The organism is Bartonella gabonensis, from assembly GCF_903679515.1.
GTDB lineage: Bacteria > Pseudomonadota > Alphaproteobacteria > Rhizobiales > Rhizobiaceae > Bartonella > Bartonella gabonensis.
The window spans coordinates 1-20,294 of sequence record NZ_CAHOYM010000009.1; the positions used below are offsets into that span (position 1 = coordinate 1).

Genomic DNA, 20,294 nt, shown 5'->3' on the forward strand with positions numbered 1-20,294 from the left:
AAATAATAAATAATATATCATTGAAAACCATCCTAACAATATTTGTAGATATGTCTTTTATTGAGATATCTATAAAATTATTATGATTTCAGAGATATATTGCAGATATTCTACAAATTACCAGCATTGATAATGCGTGATGCACAACTCCAAAGACCTCCCCCTATTAGAGCGCCGTTTATACTATCATCCCCACTGTACATCATCCCATTCCCACTGTAGCAGTCCCAAAGATTGTCGGAGCAGCCACATCACCTATTGCAAAGCCGTCCCTTCTGCGATTCCTCCAAGCACAGCGCCATCCTTCTTGCCCCAACAGGCGCACCGCTATTCGCTTCTCCCGTTTATCCTACACAGTTTTTATTTCATCCAAATAACTTGAAGGACCACATAAATTAGCTGAATTACGCGATGAATTCAAATTCCCCTTTTTATTTCTCCTTGTTTATTTTAAAGTAAAGTATCATAGATAATACAATTAAAATTTTCTATCACGCAGGTTAGAAAAAAGTAAAATAGTATTTATAATAAAATAAATAAAAATACTCTATAAAAAATAAAAATATTTTGTTTATACTATATATATACAACTTATATATTTTTATTAAACAATAACAATATATACAATACTATAGTATGAGCTATTAATATCTCTTTATTATTAATAATATAATGAGTCACTCACCCCAATAAGTTTCTATCACTCTTTTGATATACAAAAAAAATATGTACATAATTTATCTGCATCATATAGCCAGCATAAATAACAATATTTTATAACACGATAGAATTTATTCACTCAATTTTTTATTTTTATAAATCAGGCAGACTTTTATATTATCCCCCTAATCCATTAAATTCACGAATTGTTTTTTTATAACTTATGAAAGTCATGATCATGGAAAGAAAAGCGCTCAACAGAAGATATCCAATATTCCATTCACTTTTACCAAGCAAGAGTGACACGGGAAGAGAAGCCGAAAAAGCTAGGGGCAGCAGAAATAGCAGCCATTTCACGATGCTTGAGGGATAAATTGCTATGGGGATAAAGGAAAGTTGGTAAAGCATTGCCTGAAAATAGGCAACGGGCATCTTACGGCTGACCATGAATGTTATAAAGTTGAACATCATGAAAAAACATAAATTAACGATAAAGATACAAGCAATTGCTACGATAAAAGAAAACCATTTCAGCTTTATTTCTGACATATCCGGTAGTGAGACAAATGAATAAGCACTGGCACAAACAATAAAGAGCTTAATCAAATAAAGAGGTCTGCACCAGCCAAACAAGATTAACAGCCAAATTGAAACAGGCTTTGTCAGATATCCCTCAATTTTACCCTCTGCAACTTTTTCAAAAAATGTTTCAATAGAAGTGGTAAAAATATTCCAAGTAAAATGAAGACAACAAAAATAAGATGAATTTCATCTCTACTATAGTTTCCAATGCTACCTGAAAAGCCAGAGATTTTATCARTAAAGATGAATTGAATAAAATAATAACATAGAGAAAGAATAAATTCTCCAATGAAGTTTTTACCGTAAACAATTTGTCGGCGTATATTCATGCTGATAAAGTAAAGGATTGTTTTCACCTCATCCCCCTGCTTCATGATAGGCTTTCATTCCTTTTTTCCAAGCAATATGAATAAAGAACTGTAGAAAGAAAATTTATGATATTTGAAAACTCATCACTCCAAAACACAATTTTCTCATAGCAATTACTTAAGGCTCTCTACAAATGATACCCTATCCATCTTAATCAAATTTATAGATAAAATTAGCACCAATCAAAAAGAACAAATGAAGTTTTTTATTCTGTTTCAGCATCACGCTCATTAAAAGACAAAAGATTAAAACTTTGAACCATATGAGGAGGCAAAGGTGCAACGATATCTAATATGCCTCCTGAAGGATGAGGAATACGAATACGACGTGCATGAAGATGAAGGCGATTTTGAATGCCTCCTGGTAATGTCCAATTACTATCAGAAAAAAAATATTTTGCATCGCCAATGATAGGATGGTCCATATGGGCAGCATGCACACGGAGCTGATGAGTTCTTCCCGTATAAGGTTCCATTTCAAGCCACGAAAGAGCCCGCCCACGCGTATCTAAAACGCGATAATAGGAAACCGCATGATGCGAATCTGGTTCTCCATGTTCACAAACACGCATTTTGTCACCTTGTGCAGTCATCTCCTTAACCATCCACGTTGAAATTTTGTCCTGTTTTTTTTTAGGAACGCCCCGAACCAACGCCCAATAAGTTTTTTTTGTTTCCCGTTCTCTAAAAGCAGCTGTTAAGGCCTGTGCTGCCCCCCTTGACCGTGCAACAATAAGCACCCCCGATGTCTCACGATCAAGGCGATGAACTAAACGCGGCTTTTCACCTTTTTTATTGCGCCATATCTCAAGCATACTGTCTATATGACGCGTTAAACCAGAGCCTCCTTGTACAGCAAGACCTGCTGGTTTATTAAAAACAAAGACCTTTGGATCTTCATAAAGCAGCATTTTTTTTAAAAAAGTTTCATCATCCTGCCCACGAAGTGTTTTATCCGTTATTGGAAGACTTGTCGTATCATTAAGAGGGAGAGGTGGAACACGAACAGACTGCCCCACACAAAGACGCGTATCAGCTTTAACACGTCCACCATCAACCCGTATCTGACCAGAACGCAACAATTTTTGCAAAGCTCCAAACCCAAGTCCTGGATAATGCACTTTAAACCAACGATCTAAACGCATACTATTTTCGTCTGTCTCAACCTTTTTTATTTCTACACCTGCCATGAAAGCGCCCTTACCTGATAATTTTTCCAGCCCAATATTTTTTGCCTAATAATTTTATTGGTCTATTTTACCTATTTATAAATATAAAAATTCATATTCTCGCTGGCTTTATCACACCATATTACAATAAGTATCCAAAATTGCCTTTTCTTAACGTTCAAATTTTATTAGCTAGAAATTCAAGTATTATAACATCTGTAGCCTTTACGCTTAACAGCGAATGGAGATTATTAACAGTGTCCTTATTTAAAACCTATGCACGTGTTCTCACTTACTTAAAGAGAGAAAAAAATGCATCCTTTTTAATCTGCACCGCTAATGTTATGTTGGCTATTATCACAATTGCAGAACCTATTTTATTTGGACACGTTATTGACTCCATTACAGAAAAAACAGGGATCATCCCTACCCTTGCCATTTGGGTTTGTTTTGGTCTTTCTCATATTATCGCTTATGTCCTTGTTGCTCGTGGTGCAGACCGCTTAGCCCATAGACGCCGTTTAATGGTTTTAACAGAATCTTTTGAACGTATCATTGCCATGCCGTTAATTTGGCATCAACAACGCGGAACTTCCAATGCGCTCCATACACTTTTACGCGCGATAGACGCGATGTCAACCATATGGCTTGATTTTATGCGCCAACATCTCTCAACGCTTATCGCCTTATTGGTTCTCATCCCCATAGCCTTTCGTATGAATTGGCGGCTTTCAATAGTTTTGGTTGTACTTGCCATCATCTATGTCTTAATTGCACGTTTAGTGATGCGAAAAACAAAAGACGGACAAGCCGCTGTAGAATGCTATCATCATAACCTTTTTCATCATGTCAGTGATTCAATCTCTAATGTTTCTATTGTACAAAGTTATAACCGAATAAAAGAAGAAACGTCCATACTGCACCAACATACAAATGCTCTGCTTAAAGCACAAAATCCTGTTCTCAATTGGTGGGCGCTCGCCAGTGGCTTAAATCGAATGGCCTCAACAGTTTCAATCGTTTGTGTTCTTCTCCTTGGGGCTTTTTTTGTTGCAAAAGGTCAATTAAGGGTAGGTGAAGTCGTTGCTTTTATCGGATTTGCACAACTCATGATTAGCCGTCTAGATCAAATGAGCAATTTTATTAATTGTGCGATATCCTCACAAGCAAAACTGCAAGAGTTTTTTGAAATGGAAGACTCAACCTTTCCTATCAACGAACCACAAAATCTCCCTTCCCTCCAAAATGTTAAGGGCACCATACAATTTCATCACGTTACCTATAAATTCCCAAATTCTTCTCAAGGTGTTTTTGACATTTCCTTTGAGGTTAAAGCAGGACAAACTATTGCGATCGTAGGACCAACAGGATCTGGAAAGACAACATTGATCAATCTGTTGCAGCGCGTATACGACCCTGCCTTTGGGCACATCTCCATTGATGGAATAAATATACGTTCGATCAATCGCGAATCTTTACGTCAATCTTTAGCAACAGTTTTTCAAGATGCAGGGCTTTTCAACCGTAGTATCCATGACAATATCTCAATAGGAAAAGAAAATGCAACAAATGAAGAACTTTATGAAGCAGCAAAAATAGCAGAAGCTCACGATTTTATTCTAAAAAAAGCTGATTGTTATAACACAATAGTGGGCGAACGAGGATCTCAATTATCAGGTGGAGAAAAACAACGATTAGCAATTGCACGTGCAGTTTTAAAAAATGCTCCCATTCTCATTCTAGATGAAGCAACAAGTGCTCTCGATGTTGAAACAGAAGCGCGTGTCAAAGATGCTCTTGATTGCATAAGCCATAACCGCACCACTTTCATTATAGCACATCGCCTTTCAACAATCCGTAATGCTGATGTAGTACTCTTTCTTGAACATGGTCACTTAATTGAAAAAGGAAACTTTCAAGAATTAATCAATAAAGGAGGCCGTTTTTCTAAATTTTTAAAAGTAAGTGGTTTAACAATTACATCACCAAAAAGAGAAGGAGAAAATGAAAACGTCATTCCCTTACATGAAGCCATAGCATCATAAAAATGATACTCCTCACAAATCCCATAAAAAACATTGCAAAAATACTCTGTTCGTGCGTAAGCAAAAAATTTCTAAGAATGCCATAATCTATTTTAAATGCGGAAAGTCACAGAGAAAAACTTTAATTAATATAAATCTTTAGTTTTATTCATTATTTATATGATTAATTTACATTCCATAACTTGCAATAAAAACCTATTTTCTTACACATAATCCGCAAAGAGAACTAATAAAACGACTCTAAAAAACAGACCTTTTATGAAGAGCGAGCAATAATTCAAGAAATTTAAAAGCGAAAAGATGATAGTTTATAACTTCATAAGCTTTAAAAGACTATTCTGAAATATACAAGCAATTGATTTATAATGATAATCTAGCGTTATTCATATTGAATTAGAACACCGAATAACGTAAGATTCTCTCATTTCAAATCTGTTTATGTTGCATCAATTAAAATCACTCATTTGCACATCACAAGCGGGATGAGTGTGTGGATCAAATTTGTATAAGAAAGGAGTAAAAATGGTCCTTATGAACCGTCTTAATGCAAAGTCTGTCGCAACATTGGGGGCTGGCAAATAGTGTGATGGTGCCTGCTTGCTTCTTCATAAGCGTAAAGATGGAGGTGCTCAATGGATTTACCGTTATACCATCCACAGTCGGCGCCGCGAAATGGGATTGGAGGCTTTAAGAGATGTTTCTTTAAAACAAGCGCCTGAATGTGCAAACCAATGGCGTTCTGTTTTACATGAAGGGTGTGACCCCATTAAAGAACGCGATAAACAAAAGCGTGAGGCAATAAGCAATCTTCATTATTTAAAAGATATCGCGTTGGATGCTTTTGAAAGTCGGAAAGCTGAATTAAAAGGGGATAGTAAAAATGGGAACTGGTTTACACCTTTACGCCTTCATATTCTCTCCAAATTAGGCTGTCTGCCCGTTTTAGAAATTACACAAACAGAGATACGTAATACCCTTGCCCCTATTTGGCATACAAAAGCTAAGACAGCATTGATACGTCTTAATCTTTGTCTCAAACATGCGGCTGCCTTAGGGTTGGATGTTGATTTACAAGCAACAGAAAAAGCACGCGCGCTTTTAGGAAAACAACGTCATAAGGTCACTAATAGACCAGCTATGGATTGGAAAGATGTTCCGACTTTTTATAAAACGCTTTGCGAAGCATCAACCCTAACACTACTGGCTTTGCGTTTGCTTATCCTTACAGGGGTTCGTACACGTCCTTTACGTCATATTCGTGAAGATCAAATTGATGGGGATATATGGACTATCCCTGCTGAAAGTATGAAAGGTAGACCTGATGCTACAACAGAATTTCGCATCCCCTTATCATCAGAGGCATTAGAAATCTTAAAACAAGCGCGTTTACTTTCTCGCAATGATTTCTTCTTTTCTGCAACAGGTCGGGGTCCCCTTGCTGCACGCTGTATGGCTCAATATATGCAACAGACTGGACTTGAAGCCTGCCCGCATGGATTTCGTTCTAGTTTACGCAATTGGCTTGCTGAAACAACCGATGCCCCCTATGAAGTTGCTGAAACTATTCTAAGTCATACGGTAGGAGGGCAAGTAGAGCGTGCCTATCGTCGTACTGATTATTTGGAACAGCGTCGTGTCTATATGGATAAATGGGCGGCTTATGTCACCGGTCAATCTTAAGATATGGGGTGCAATACCCCATTATCTGTGGATAACTTTATCTCTCTCTTCTCTCATTCTCTCTCAATTAAACTCATAAATTATCACATAAGAAAATGTATGATAAAATACTGTTTTCTATGAATAAAATACCTTCAAAAATAAACCAAAATGTGTTTAATAAATAGGCATGATTTGTTCTCATTTTTTTATATTTGAAAGGATTTTATTATGATAGAAAATGATATTCTTTTAACAGACCGTGAAAGTGCAAAATTGCTTCATATGAGTGTTTCAACTTTCCGCCGTCATGTGACCAATGGCTCTTTACCAAAACCTTTAAAATTTGGTTTTTTATCCCGTTGGTTACAATCGGATCTTATCAATGTTATCGAGCAAGCAAAACAGCAGCGTCAAAGTGATGCGGCATAAAAAAACTTGTCACATAAGGATGGACAAGACTTTCCATTTTTACACGAGCCTTACAAAATGCAGAGTCCGTCCTATGATGCAATCATTATAGGATCAAAAAATGTCTTCTTATATAAATGCTTGGGGCATGCTGGGAGTTTGGCATGGGCGTTATGGAACAGCCCGTTGTCCTGCCCATGATGATTAATTGCCTAGCTTATCTATTGAATAAATTAGCGTATCTTATAAATTATACTCACCAGCAGCTTTAAGAATTTCTAAAACAACAAGAAAAGAACCAGCTATACAAGAAAACTCAGTATCAATAATAATTCCCCTACTCTGTTCTTTCGATTAAAGTATCAAGCTTATGTTTGCACTACTCTTTTCTTCTATTGATAGTTTCTCTTTCAATATGGAGTAGAACAAAACCATTTTTGTTAGCATATTCTAACAATTCCAAGTTTTTGATTGTCTGTATCTTGTCAATCACGAGAAACACGTAAATAAGCGTAAAATTTTGTCATGTTTAATAAAAATCGTCAATTAAGTGTAATATTAGTATCAGAAAATACGATAATTTTCTTTGATATAAACAATCACAATGATTAAAGATAAAAACAGCTATCTTATTTTCATTTCAAACAACAAATTGAAAAATTCATAGGAAATTTGATTGATCATATTTAACCATTAGATTAATATTTCAAGACAGATTACAGAAAGGAATTTCCTATGCAAAAGAAATTACCAAAAAGTTACATGACAAACGCTGAACGTGAAGAATTACGAGCAGGTGGATTAGATCAAAACTGTATTTATACTGCTGAATCAGAAGCGGCTGACCGTGCTAACGATAACAAAGCGGCGTGGGAATGGTTGGCAATGACTGAACCTCCAGCACATACGCTTTTGTTTCTTAAAAAGCAGCATGGAGCACAATTTATTCGTGATATGGGATTTTCCACCAAAGATGCTGATAAAGAATATGGTCCCGATTGGTTAGATAAAGATGTTATCATAGGAGGTCATCATTTCTAGAGAATTTGAGGAATTAGAGCGTATCTTTGTCCACGAAAATAACTATATAAAAAGTCGTGATGAGACATTGATTACCAAGAAATTACATAGTGTACGCAATGATTTACGTAATCATATTCGTAATGTTGGAAAAAATGGTGATTTGTCATTACTTATTGATACGGAACGTAGTCTTGTAGAAAATGATTTGCTTCGGTATGCTAATAGTAAAGCTATGATCAGTAGTCTTGAAATAGGTGTTGTTAAAGACCACATAAAACTGATTTCCAATCCTGAGAAATATGATGCGATAAATAAAGGACATAGTCTATCAAAGCACCGAAAAGGTGGATTACCTTATGATGAAGCTCGGAAAGCAATGGCATCTCATTATACACGACTAGGGAATCTAGACAAAGCGCGCTTAACAGATATTGAAAAATCTATCATTGATGCGCGAAGAGAAAATATCAAGGCCATGCAAAAACTCTATGAGAAGATGCAAACCAAAGCTATTGGTATAGATTTCTGACTCAATAACATACTCATAACAAAGCTTTTTATATTAATTTATTCACACATCTTTAGAGGTAATACCTAAATGAAATATCCCTGCTGGATGTTAATCGTCCTAATTTCTTTCTCTATTCAATCAAAAAACTTCATTTCTTATTTTTTTAGTTCTGTTTGTATTTTTCATAGCAATATTTAGCTAGATCTAAAGTTATCTTTGTATATGTCAAATTCCTATTCGAAATATAATTGTGGATCTCTTAAATTGATTGAAAATATATTCAYTGTTGTTTGAAATACATTTTCATCACTAACAGAAAAACTAAAAAGTTTTCTTTCATTATGAAAATCTGAAATGGTTAGTGTTATTTCTTTTTTGTTTTTTTCTTTAATAGAAAACTATAAAGAGGGATACTCACTCTGAAAGCTTACAATCGCATCTTTTGAAAATGCCTAAAACCATAGCAAGTCTTGCGTTGATTTTTGAATTGACCGAAGGGGGGTGTTTTGAAATCAATAAAGGTGCTCTTCAAACAGCGTTGCGTTGGGAAAAATATCTGTTAAGCCATGTCAAAAGGCTTTATGCGGCGGGGAATGCCTCTATAGAAGATTGTGCAAAATTGATTATCGAACGTTGTATCATTTACCCGATGTCTTTACTTTACGTGATATTCATCAACGTGACTGGACGGGTTTAAAAGATCATGCCATTCTAAAACAATCTTTAGAGATTTTATGCCGCTCCAATCATATTCGTCAAATATCAAGTGAAAATAGCTCTAAGGGCAGTCGTCCTACTATACGCTATGAATAGCCCACCTTGGTGAAAAATCATAGGACCACACAATAGAGAAATCTCTTTTGAGGGTTTTTCAAGCCAATCGCTCAAAGCTCTTTTTAGTGATATTCTCTTCATTGCTCTTTTTACAAAGAAAATGATCAGAGTTCTTCTTACAAAGAATTTTGTTGCTTTTGGAGAATTATTCCAGTGTTTATGTTATTTTTTAAATAATAAAAAACATTATATTTTAATATTTTTGTTTAAGATCTCGAGCTACTCTATGGAAATTTCTATTTTTGTAAAAAATCCAAACGTACAACAGCATGGTAAAATATATTTCTATGATATTGGTGATTATCTCAAGAGAAAAGAAAACCTTACGATAATAGAAGCCATTTGAGAGTATTGATGGTATTACGTGAATATCAGCTACAATATCATCTGGATTTACATTACTCGTTATTGGCATTTTGGATGCATGGCTCATTTGTTCTGCGAACTATTGGACTTGAATGTTTAATCTACAAAGCTCGGTATGGATGATATTAGAATAAAAGCCATCTTGATTTGTAAGTTTAATCGAATGCAAATTGAGAACATTCGATATAATAACAAGCGTATGCTTTTTAGGTAGCCCCATTTAAGTAAGATAACAAGGCCACTTGCTATACTGTTCTGGTTGAGGTTGAGCTCAGCTTTATAATAAACATGAAGCTTAAAAATACCGTTCGCTTATTTTGAGTTACAGCAAGCTGAAATACCTATAATTCTTTCTCATCAAAAATCTTGAATAAAAAAGGCAAGTTGCTGCTTAAATTACTGCTAATATCAAAAAAATCAAAGCCAATTTTGCCACCATCTTTGACACTTTTAGTATATGAGATTCCGATACATGAGACAAGCACCATATCGTTCTTCCATCGGTATGTCCTATATCTATTCACGAAACATAGCTGCTTCAGAGTGAGAAATACTTATATATTTGTGGCAATTTCTTTTAATTTATTCATATCAAAATACAAATCCGATACCTTTCGGCAAAATTTATCAAGATAAATAAACAATTCATTAGAGAGATATATCTTTTTTTCTCGAACTCTCATTAAATCCTCAGTTTTATTACTTAACGGATGCGCTTCAAAATTACTTGCACGATTTCCTGCTAATTTGGTAGGCATATAATGATTTATGATGTTACAAAAAAGGGCCAGAAACATTCCTTCCAACCATACCAACGTAGTTATTTTTATTCTCAAAACACTTATATAATTCTTTAATATTACTTGCAAATGGCTTATAGACAAAAGCATTATAGCCATATTCGTGAATTTTTTCATAACCACATTTCACGAATGTCTCATCAGCGATATTTAAAAAACCCAAATCTGGAACTTTTGAAGGAAATTTCATAGGCTGTTCTATTCCAAACAAATTATTTTTATCTATCCTATCAATAAAATAATTCCACTGCTCAAAATTAATACTTACATTGAAATCAATAATAAATTTTATATTTTTGTTTTCATTAACAATTGCAATTGTATCATCAAATACTGATTAGATGATTTCAATTTTATCAAATCGTAATTACGTATCTCATCATCAATAATTTCACCTATTCCTATCGTTTTAATAGATTTTATTAATCCAGAATTAATAATCTTAGCCATTTCAACTTTTAAAAAAAATCTTCCAACCCAAAGAAATAGCTTAAAGAATTTGAAAAGTGTTTACTTTTATTTATTGATCTTTCATTTATAGATTTTATAAAATCGTCCGGCATTTCTCCGTGACTAGGTGACAATGACAACTCCATAGCAAAGGGCGAAATAACTTTATCCCGAGCAGTAAATAAAATTATCAGCTCTGTTTTTTCAACTAACACACCAGAAGAACTGTGAAAAGAATTCGATAGTTTATATTTATTGGTGTAAACTCTGATGCGTATATCCATATTTTATCTCACAGCCAGAAAAAATCCCGTATCATATTTAACTGAAATGTATTCTCGTACTTTTTTCTATTTTCAAAATTAACTAAAATGAACTCGGGAGTAGCGATACATATTAGAGCTAACACTTCTGCCAAATCGAATCTCTCCGATAAAGTAATCGTCACACTATATGGTACGCTATTTTTTTTCATATATTCTATGTTAGGCACCCACTTTTGTTTATACTTTTTACTGTCTAGATTTCTTATCTCTGAAATAACATCTGTGCCTATTTGTATCCCTAAAAAGAACGGATTGCTCTTTAATAGCTTCAAATATGGTTGAATATAGATGTGCCCCCCTGTTGCAATCCGAAAATATTTTTTTACAAATGAGACACATACAAGTATATTTATGAAGTAAATCATAATTGAGCTCAAAAGGCTCTCCACCAGAAAGAATAATAAAATCAGATTTTATGTCATTTATTGTATATAAAGATTCAGGAAACGCATCATCTCTCACCATACATTCCATCGAATACGGACAATGATTGCAGCCTGCACTACAATTTTCATTATAAATTACAATATTATCGCCCATGAAATTTCTCATTCAAGTTCATATAATCCAATACTAATTGTTTCATGAAAATATTTTGGTATAGACAAAGATCAGAAATTTTTTTAGCTATAAGCGCTTTTATCATTGGTAAAGCTTCATCCTTTGATATAGACAGCAAATGAGAAATATAGTCTATCCGTTCTTCTAAATTGAGAGATAATCTTGGACTGGTGAAAAATGTTAAGATATCCAATTCCGGACTGGCTTCTTGACATAAATCCCAATCCACTACCATAAAAGAATTATCAGGATGTAAATCTCCATGTGATAAGATTATATTCTTGCTTAATCGATCTTGAAAGATCTTATTGATTTGATCAATAATCGCCTTTTGATGTAGCAAATCCACTTGGCTCAATACAGTCCCCGGATAAATTCCCATTCGACTACTTCATCGCAAAGTGTTATCAAATTTGGTGCAGGATAGAGACTTTGTCGAAAAGAGCCATCCTTGATGTTTTCATTAATGCACGATGCTTCCGGATAAATTTGCCCATAGCAAAACTCTTGATGCTTGCGTTTCAAAAAATGTTGTTTTGACGATTGTGCATTTTTAGGCTGTAACCAAATGATTTCTTGTTTTCTGACAAAAATAATTAAAGCAGACACCCAAAAAATCACAGCCATAATCACTGCCAACCACAAATTAGCTTGCCAGAATGTTGAAAAAACATGACCGTATAAAAAACTAAATGCAAAGGATACAACAGCTGTAATAATGGCTAAAAATGATAAAACAGTCGCGATAGCTTTGGGATCAATCAGTGAATTTATAAGAAGAGACGACAGATAAGATCGATAAGCAGATTTAAAAACACATAGCAGTAAAAAACCTAATATAAGAGCCGCAATGATTTGAAATGACATGAGAAAAAAAGCAATGGTTACCATACAACCAATCATTAAGACGGAAAAAATAGGATTTTGAAACTTTGAAAAATATTTCTGAAACAATATATTGGAACTTGCTGAAAAAAAATTCCCAATGATAAAAATAATCGAAACCAAAATAGCAGATTGAAATCGCAAAAAATCAGAAAATGCGATAGAAACAGTTCGATTATTAACCAAAATAGCAAAAGCTGAAACTGCACTTAAAAAAATAAGAGTGAAGCGATAAGGATTTTTGACTTCTTTACGGCTTGCGCACATAACTGTGAAAATACTCGGATGAGCGTTGATATGAAAACTATCTAATCCCTTCGTCAGTTTTGAAAACATAAAAATAGCAAAAATTAATGAAAGGACTTGAAAAATCACAGGCAATGCAGGATGCACATAATAAAGTATTCCCCCTAAAAAATAAGTACCATTGTCACACTATAGGTAACAGCAGCCACTTCGGACTTAACGGAAAACAGTGTGCGATGCTTTGATACTACAGAAAAGAGTAAACTATCTTCCGCACCTGAGAAACAAGCGGCTGCTAATGTAATACACAACAAATAAGTGGCGTAAGCAAAATATGCATAATTCATAAAAAGAGCTAAAAAACCGCAAAGAAAGAAAAACAGCCCAGTATAAATAACGCGCTTACTTCCATAAACATCTGATAATAAAACCAAGGGGACTTCTAAGATCAAAGGAAGCAATAAAAAATAACTAACACTATAAATCTTAAATTGCTTAACCTTATCCACAAAATACCTTGCCACGACATCCGCTACATGCGCCAGATTCTTTCAAAGATTTTAAAATGCTTTGAGCAGACCAATCTATTGCCTCATAATTTCGTAGATTCCCAAAAGCTTCTGAATAAAAGCAATTTTTTAAATCTCCATTATAGTCCAATACCAAGGATAAAAATGGAAATAAACACATCAACGGTGACGAAACGTACGTAGAATTTTTTCCTAAGTAATAATTAATTGATTTTAAATAAAATTATTAAAATTCATCCTATCATTAATAAGAATTTGCCTACTGTTCTGTATTTTCCTCCATACTGATACGAATAAATCATTTTTTTGACAGTAATATCCAGCGTAATGATAACAAATCAAGGCAGATAATTTTTTACATTGCTCCCAAAGAGCTTACAGATTATAATAATGCCTTAGGTTTCATATTTGTCAGCTTATTGAATAGGAGAACATCATGAAGTTGTTAGCAAGAGCTCTTATAATAAGTGCAACACTGTTTACCTTATCAGCCAATTCTCAAACGCTGAAAATAGCAAGTGATGCTTCCTATCCCCCATTTAGCTATATTGACTCAAATAATGAACTTCAAGGGTTTGATATTGATATATCGTACGCACTTTGTAAAAAAATGAATGTTGAATGTACCATTGTCACGCAAGATTTTGAGGGAATGATTCCTGGCCTTCTCGCCAAGAAATATGATGCTATTGTTTCTTCTCTTTCTCCTACAAAAGAACGCTTACAAAAAATTGATTTTACAGATCCTTACTACAACACAGCACTAGCTGTCATTGTTAGCAAAAATTCAGAAATTAAAGAAATCTCCCCACAAGCCTTTAGAGGTAAAAACCTTGGTGTACAATCAAATACAACCCAAGCTGCATATGCAGAAGATCATTATGCTTCTGAAGGAGTGAATATCAAACTTTATCCTACAGCAATAGAAGTGAATCGTGACCTTTTAAGCCATCGGCTTGATATCATCATATTTGATAAATTAAAGGCATTAAATTGGCTTGAAAATGAAGGAAAAGATTGCTGTCTCCTCCTAGGAACTTTAGAAGAAGCAAAATTTCCTGTTGCAATTGCAATCCGTCAAAATAATAATGATCTTAAGGATAAATTCAATGAAGCAATAAAAGAAATACGCGCCGATGGAACCTATGATAAAATTATAAAAAAATATTTTACATTCGATATCGATTAAACATCACTATCAATTAAATTTGAAGCTCTTAAAAAAATATCTTTTAACTTTTTATTGGAAATGAAAAAATATTTAGAAATTCAGCATCTTCATAAGAAAAATTTACATTGATTTAAAAAGATTAATTTTTAATTGTTTCTCGATAGTTAAATGTTTATGGAATTCAATGACAATAATGGAGTTTTATCTTATCTGAATTTCGTTTTTATGTTCAAATTAAATAGTCTTATTTTTAAAGAAAATCCCTGAGTTTTTACTCATGAAATGATGTAAACTATATCGTTTCATTAAAATTAAGCCTCATACAGCAATAAGATATTTATTCTTTTTTCAATCAATACAAAAAATAATTTTTTGATAATAATGTCCAGCATTATAATCTAAAATAAACAGCGATAAATTTTTCCATTGCTCCAGAAAAACTTACAGATTATAAAAATGTGACGATTTCATATTTACCCGCTTATCCAATAGGAGAATATCATGAAACTATTAGCAGGAGCTCTTATAGTAAGCGCCGCGCTATTCACCCAATTGGCTGATGCGAAAACATTAAAAATCGCGAGTGAAGGCACTTATCCTCCCTTTAGTTATATTGACTCAAATAACAAATTACAGGGATTTGATATTGATATATCTTATGCACTTTGTAAAAAAATGAATGTTGAATGTACGATTGTCACGCAAGATTTCGAGGGAATGATCCCTGGACTTATTGCAAAAAAATATGATGCGATCATTGCATCCCTCTCTCTTACACAAGAGCGTTTACAAAAAATTGACTTCACAGATCCTTACTACGATACAGCACTGGCTGTCATTGTTACCAAAGATTCAGAAATTAAAGAAATTTCGGCACAAAGCTTTAGAGGCAAAAGTCTTGGTGTGCAATCAAATACAACACAAGCTGTTTATGCAGAAGATCATTATGCCTCTGAAAAGGTAAAAATCAAACTCTACCCTTCCACAATAGAAGTAAATCGTGACCTTTTAAATCATCGACTTGATGTGATTATTGTTGATAAATTACAAGCATTAAATTGGCTTAAAAATGAAGGTAAAGATTGCTGTCTTCTCCTAGGAACTCTGGAAGAAACAAAATTTCCTGTTGCAATTGCGTTGCGTCAAAACAATAATGATCTTAAAAATAAGTTCAATGAAGCAATAAAAGAAATCCGTTTGGATGGAACTTATGAGAAAATTATAAGAAAATATTTTACAAGCGACGTTTATTAAATATCACTATGATATTTAAATGAAACCTACTGTTTATTTCTAAAAATATTATCTAACTCTTTCATGAGGAACACAAGAATGATTGAAAATTTAGCATTGCTATCATTTAGCAATGGGGGATGGGGAATGATTATACTTTCTAGTGCAGGAATGACATTGTCATTGGCGTTATGTTGCGGCCTTCTAGGGCTTCCTCTAGGACTTCTAAATGCAATGATGATTCGATCCAATATTAAGATGGCTAAAGCTATAGCACGTCTCTTTTCAACGGTGTTTCGTGGACTACCAGAGCTTTTAACCTTGTTTTTAGTGTACTACGGATTACAAAACCTTATTCAAAATGTCTTTGACTATTTTAATCTTGAAATCACGTTCACTATCAATGCTTTTGTTGCTGGTGTTCTTGCACTAAGTATGGTTCTTGCTGCTTTTTCTTGTGAAGTTTGGCTTGGAGCATTCAACATTTTTGATAAAGGGCAATATGAAGCGGCCAAAGCTTTAGGCCTTTCACGGTCAACCACATTCTGTCGTATTGTCTTCCCTCAGCTAATCCGAAATGCCTTGCCAGGACTTTCCAATAATTGGCTTACTTTACTGAAAGATACATCCCTTGTTTCAACCATCGCGCTTGTTGATCTCATGCGACAAACGAATTTAGCTGTTGCTGCAACGAATGAACCTATGCTATTTTACCTTGTCGCCTGTTTACTTTATTTATTATTTTCAGCATTTTTTTCCGCAATCTTACGCCATTTGGAAACATACACGCAAATAGGCTATAAAAAGGTACTAAGTCAATGATTCCTGAGTGGCTTTATTTCCCTTTTAGTCCTGATCTTTTAAGCCGTTATGGACCAAAATTCATTGATGGCTTTATTGTTACTGTTGAGCTTGTTTCTATTTCTTGTTCTCTTGGTTTTTTCCTTGGTATGCTTATTGCTTTTGCACGTTTATCAAAGAATACATTTTTACAATATTTTGCAAATGCTTATGTCTATTTTTTCCGCGGTTCTCCTTTGTTAGCCCAACTCTTCCTTTTTTATTATGGGCTTGGTTCAATGAACAGTTTTTGGCAACAAGTTGGTCTATGGTGGTTTTTTCAAAATGCGTGGTATTGTTGTCTTTTTATCTTCACACTCAATTCTGCTGCCTATCAATCTGAAATCTTTAAAGGAAGTTTTTTATCCGTAACAACTGAGCAACGTGAAGCATCAAAAGCTTTAGGTCTAAGTAATTCTGTCACATTTTTTAGAGTTATTCTTCCACAAGCAATGATTGTAGCATTACGCCCCCTAGGAAATGAGTTGATTTTAATGATTAAATCAAGTGCCATTGCCTCACTTGTTACTGTTTATGATCTAATGGGGATTGCTAAACTCACTTATTCACGTACATTTGATTTCCAAGTTTACGTTTGGGCTGCACTTATCTATCTTTTTATTGTTGAACTTATTCATCGTTTTATTATTTTTATCGAAAATCACCTCACTCGATATTTACGGTAAAATAAAATGATCATAAAAAAACTTTACCAAACCAAAATGTTGAAGTAATCAATTTATTCATCAATGAAAGAATAAAACAAGATGAATTCAAAAAATAATCTATCGATCTCTCCCAATCAACCCTCTGTGATCTCCATTCGAAATTTCAATAAATGGTACGGAAACTTTCAGGTCCTCCATGATATCAACTTTGATGTTCAAGCTGGTGAACATATCGTTATTTGTGGGCCATCTGGATCAGGAAAATCAACGTTAATTCGTTGTATTAATCAATTAGAACAAGCACAAAAAGGTTCAATCTGTATTCATAACGTTGATATTAATACCGCTCCTATACAACAGCAAAAAAATGTTCTGCGAAAAATAGGAATGGTTTTTCAGAATTTTAATTTATTTCCTCACATGAGCGTTATACAAAATTGTATTTTAGCCCCTATGACAGTTCAAGGACTTTCTAAACAACAAGCAAAAGAACGAGCAATTCGTTACTTAACTCATGTCGGTATTGAAAAACACTGTGAAAAATATCCTTTACAACTTTCTGGTGGACAACAACAGCGTGTTGCAATTGCCCGTGCGCTTTGTATGGAACCTGAAGTCATGCTTTTTGATGAACCCACTTCAGCTCTTGATCCAGAAAGTGTGGGAGAAGTTTTAGAAGTGATAGCTCAATTGGCCGACACTGGGATTACAATGCTTTGTGTTACCCATGAAATGGGCTTCGCACGAAAAGTTTCAGAAAGAATACTCTTTCTAGAAAATGGAAAAATTGTTGAAGATACAGCCTCTGACAAATTTTTTACCAACCCTAAAAGCCAACGTGCCCATGAGTTTCTTGCTAAAATTAAATATTAATCATTAAGATATTATTTTATTTATACAATTTTATCCTTACTTTTTAAAAGAGTGATAATTTTTTGCGCACCAACAAGTCCCGATGGGACTTCAGTTTTCATTTTCTGTTCCACCACCTCAAAAGCATCAAGTTGAGCCTGGCGCAATAAAGGATTATATAACAGTTGCTCTACCTGTCTTGCTAACATACCAGGGCGTATAAATTCATTCAGATATTCTGGCATAATAGGTCTATCAGAAATAATATTTGGAAGAGCAGCACTCCATAACGTTATTTTAGGAAGAATGAATAACTTAGAGAAAAGATCCAATTTATAGCAAAGAACCATGGGAACTTTTACTAATGCTAATTCTAATGAAACTGTTCCATGTGATGCAAGTGCAACATCTGCTTGTGCAAAAGCACGCCATTTTGCATCTTCACCCACAACAATTTCTACTTTGCTTGTCCAGCTCTGTACAAAATTACGAAGTTCATCCACCAAACGTGGTAAGGTTGGTAAAATAATATTTAAATGAGGAATACGTTGTGTAAGAATTTCTACTGCTTCTCGAAAAGACGGCATTAAAGAACGAATCTCTGAATGGCGTGATCCTGGCAAAAGAACTAATGTAGGCGATGATGTTTGTTTACAAGACAATTTTTTTTTCTCTGCTTGGTATTTTTTTTCCGCTTGAATCGCCAAAAGCGGAGGATGTGTCAGAAGAGGATGCCCAACATAGGTAGTGGCAGGACCTCTCAAATCCTGCATAATTTTTTCTTCAAAAGGAAAAACTGCTAAAATATGGTCAATAAACTTGCGCATCACCTTAGCGCGCTCTGGACGCCATGCCCAAACGGATGGTGCAACATATTTAATGATAGGAATAGAAGGCGCTAGAATACGCACCTTTTTTGCAACACGATGGGTAAAATCAGGACTATCAATAAGAATTAAACAATCTGGCTGTTCTTGTACGATAAACTTGGACAAATTACGAATATGCATCAGCAATGATGGTAGTTTTTTTAAAACTTCCTTCAAACCAATTAAAGCAATATCATGAGAATCAAAAAAGCTCTTTAAGCCTAATGCTTCTAAATGTCTTCCCCCAACACCAATCAACTGAATATTACATCCTGTCTGTTGTGCTAAACAAGAAATCAAATCCGCTCCAAGAAAATCACCAGATTCTTCACCTGCAACAATAGCAATTTTTAAACAACAATTATGCATGATCAAACCTTTCAAATGTTTCTATAAATAAGGAATATTGGTTGGCTTTTTCTATTGTTTTTTTTGCTGATAATATAAGACTTTTATTTGCCTCCACCGCAATGCCAGATAATCCACTTTTTGCTATATTCATTATTGTCGCAGGTCCAATTGATGGTAAATCAACACGATGATCTTGTTGGGGCTTTGCACATTTAACAAGAACACCACCTTTAGGAGGAATTTGTCCTCTTTCTCGCATTTCACAAACACGCCACAACATATTATCAGTTCCCTCAGAACCCTCCAGAGCAACCACCCTTCCTTGAACAACGACAACGGCTTGCCCGATATCCAATTGACCTAAAAGCTTTGCTGCTTGCGCTGCTAAAAAAATATCTTTCTTTTCTTTCTGCGTAGCACGCCGTACTGTTAAATTAAATTCTATGGGAGCTACAAGATCTGGGACTATTTCGTGAGCACCGATAACACAAAAACCATGCGATTCAATAACCCGTATAAAAGCTTTTAATAACGCATCATCCCCCCTCCTCAAAGCTCCAATTAACTTAGGAAGAGCTAAAAATGTTGTCCAGTCCAATCGTAATTGTTTAAGAAGTGGTCGCTTTTTGACCCCACCTGCCAAAACAATATTATAAACACCAGCCTCTTTTAAAATTTTAACGAGTCGCGCTAACTCTACAATTGATAACTCGCAGTGCTCATAGCGATAAAGAAAAGAATCGGCCTCACCATGCAAAAGAACAAGAAAAGGATTCTCCCCATTCTTCTCAAGAGCCTGCGCAACAGTAATCGGTAGAGCACCACTTCCTGCTATAATAGCAGTACGGACGGAAGGAAAATTTCTGCCACCCCAAATAGACATT

Annotated in this window: 18 protein-coding genes and 2 pseudogenes; 12 read left to right on the forward strand and 8 right to left on the reverse strand. The window is 34.5% G+C overall.

The genetic code is table 11. The features are described 5' to 3' along the window. Positions 1 to 837 precede the first annotated feature (837 nt). Positions 838 to 1,616, reverse strand: a pseudogene (locus tag HWX04_RS03085) (ABC-2 family transporter protein). 200 nt (positions 1,617 to 1,816) lie between these two features. Next, a complete protein-coding gene (locus tag HWX04_RS03090) occupies positions 1,817 to 2,800 on the reverse strand; it encodes an RluA family pseudouridine synthase (RefSeq protein ID WP_175868764.1) in 984 nt (327 codons plus the stop codon). A 236-nt stretch (positions 2,801 to 3,036) separates the two neighbouring features. Between HWX04_RS03090 and HWX04_RS03095 the strand changes: the two genes are divergently transcribed. The 7 genes and pseudogenes from HWX04_RS03095 to HWX04_RS03120 all read left to right on the forward strand — a co-directional run bounded on the left by HWX04_RS03095 (position 3,037) and on the right by HWX04_RS03120 (position 9,241). Beyond that, positions 3,037 to 4,824 (forward strand): glucan ABC transporter ATP-binding protein/ permease, encoded by a 1,788-nt coding sequence (locus HWX04_RS03095; RefSeq protein ID WP_175868765.1) that lies wholly within the window; start codon positions 3,037 to 3,039, stop codon positions 4,822 to 4,824. 597 nt (positions 4,825 to 5,421) lie between these two features. After that, entirely contained in the window at positions 5,422 to 6,504 is a 1,083-nt protein-coding gene (locus tag HWX04_RS03100; RefSeq protein WP_246257373.1) for a tyrosine-type recombinase/integrase, read from the forward strand. Between the two features lie 210 nt (positions 6,505 to 6,714). Further along, a complete protein-coding gene (locus tag HWX04_RS03105) occupies positions 6,715 to 6,915 on the forward strand; it encodes a helix-turn-helix transcriptional regulator (RefSeq protein WP_142417295.1) in 201 nt (66 codons plus the stop codon). Positions 6,916 to 7,629: 714 nt separating this feature from the next. Further along, a complete protein-coding gene (locus HWX04_RS03110; RefSeq protein WP_175868766.1) occupies positions 7,630 to 7,935 on the forward strand; it encodes a hypothetical protein in 306 nt (101 codons plus the stop codon). A gap of 70 nt (positions 7,936 to 8,005) precedes the next feature. Beyond that, positions 8,006 to 8,446, forward strand: a complete 441-nt coding sequence (locus HWX04_RS03115) for a hypothetical protein (RefSeq protein WP_246257386.1) — start codon at positions 8,006 to 8,008, stop codon at positions 8,444 to 8,446. A 430-nt stretch (positions 8,447 to 8,876) separates the two neighbouring features. Then, positions 8,877 to 8,954: pseudogene (locus HWX04_RS08865) on the forward strand (DUF3987 domain-containing protein); the annotation flags it as partial. A gap of 17 nt (positions 8,955 to 8,971) precedes the next feature. Beyond that, a complete protein-coding gene (locus HWX04_RS03120) occupies positions 8,972 to 9,241 on the forward strand; it encodes a hypothetical protein (protein WP_343037585.1) in 270 nt (89 codons plus the stop codon). A 1,161-nt stretch (positions 9,242 to 10,402) separates the two neighbouring features. Here the strand turns inward: HWX04_RS03120 and HWX04_RS08490 are convergent. From HWX04_RS08490 to HWX04_RS08505, 4 genes are all read right to left on the reverse strand, one after another. Next, positions 10,403 to 10,618 (reverse strand): hypothetical protein, encoded by a 216-nt coding sequence (locus HWX04_RS08490; protein ID WP_246257376.1) that lies wholly within the window; start codon positions 10,616 to 10,618, stop codon positions 10,403 to 10,405. A 1,115-nt stretch (positions 10,619 to 11,733) separates the two neighbouring features. Then, on the reverse strand, positions 11,734 to 12,147 hold the full coding sequence (locus HWX04_RS08495) for a protein kinase family protein (protein ID WP_246257378.1): 414 nt from the start codon (positions 12,145 to 12,147) through the stop codon (positions 11,734 to 11,736). Further along, positions 12,120 to 13,043, reverse strand: a complete 924-nt coding sequence (locus HWX04_RS08500; RefSeq protein ID WP_246257380.1) for a hypothetical protein — start codon at positions 13,041 to 13,043, stop codon at positions 12,120 to 12,122. Before HWX04_RS08500 ends, HWX04_RS08495 begins: the two co-directional genes overlap by 28 nt. A 17-nt stretch (positions 13,044 to 13,060) precedes the next feature. Further along, the gene (locus HWX04_RS08505; RefSeq protein ID WP_246257382.1) at positions 13,061 to 13,405 is read right to left on the reverse strand and encodes a hypothetical protein; all 345 of its coding nucleotides are present in this window, start codon (positions 13,403 to 13,405) and stop codon (positions 13,061 to 13,063) included. Between the two features lie 457 nt (positions 13,406 to 13,862). On the opposite strand from HWX04_RS08505, the gene HWX04_RS03135 reads away from it, so the two are divergent. The 5 genes from HWX04_RS03135 (at position 13,863) to HWX04_RS03155 (ending at position 18,211) form a co-directional block, all read left to right on the forward strand. Further along, on the forward strand, positions 13,863 to 14,615 hold the full coding sequence (locus HWX04_RS03135; RefSeq protein ID WP_175868767.1) for a transporter substrate-binding domain-containing protein: 753 nt from the start codon (positions 13,863 to 13,865) through the stop codon (positions 14,613 to 14,615). Between the two features lie 483 nt (positions 14,616 to 15,098). After that, positions 15,099 to 15,851, forward strand: coding sequence for a transporter substrate-binding domain-containing protein (locus HWX04_RS03140; RefSeq protein ID WP_175868768.1), 753 nt, complete (start codon positions 15,099 to 15,101; stop codon positions 15,849 to 15,851). 78 nt (positions 15,852 to 15,929) lie between these two features. Beyond that, complete coding sequence (locus tag HWX04_RS03145; protein WP_175868769.1) at positions 15,930 to 16,652, forward strand: ABC transporter permease; 723 nt, start codon at positions 15,930 to 15,932, stop codon at positions 16,650 to 16,652. Further along, positions 16,649 to 17,356, forward strand: coding sequence for an ABC transporter permease (locus HWX04_RS03150; protein WP_175868770.1), 708 nt, complete (start codon positions 16,649 to 16,651; stop codon positions 17,354 to 17,356). Before HWX04_RS03145 ends, HWX04_RS03150 begins: the two co-directional genes overlap by 4 nt. Positions 17,357 to 17,437: 81 nt before the next feature. Continuing rightward, positions 17,438 to 18,211, forward strand: a complete 774-nt coding sequence (locus tag HWX04_RS03155; RefSeq protein ID WP_175868771.1) for an amino acid ABC transporter ATP-binding protein — start codon at positions 17,438 to 17,440, stop codon at positions 18,209 to 18,211. Between the two features lie 20 nt (positions 18,212 to 18,231). On the opposite strand, the gene lpxB is transcribed toward HWX04_RS03155, so the two are convergent. Together lpxB and HWX04_RS03165 are read right to left on the reverse strand one after the other, a co-directional pair. Next, positions 18,232 to 19,428 (reverse strand): lipid-A-disaccharide synthase, encoded by a 1,197-nt coding sequence (lpxB, locus tag HWX04_RS03160; protein ID WP_175868772.1) that lies wholly within the window; start codon positions 19,426 to 19,428, stop codon positions 18,232 to 18,234. Then, positions 19,421 to 20,293, reverse strand: coding sequence for an LpxI family protein (locus HWX04_RS03165; RefSeq protein ID WP_175868773.1), 873 nt, complete (start codon positions 20,291 to 20,293; stop codon positions 19,421 to 19,423). The genes lpxB and HWX04_RS03165 overlap by 8 nt, the downstream gene beginning before the upstream one ends. Position 20,294 lies beyond the last annotated feature (1 nt).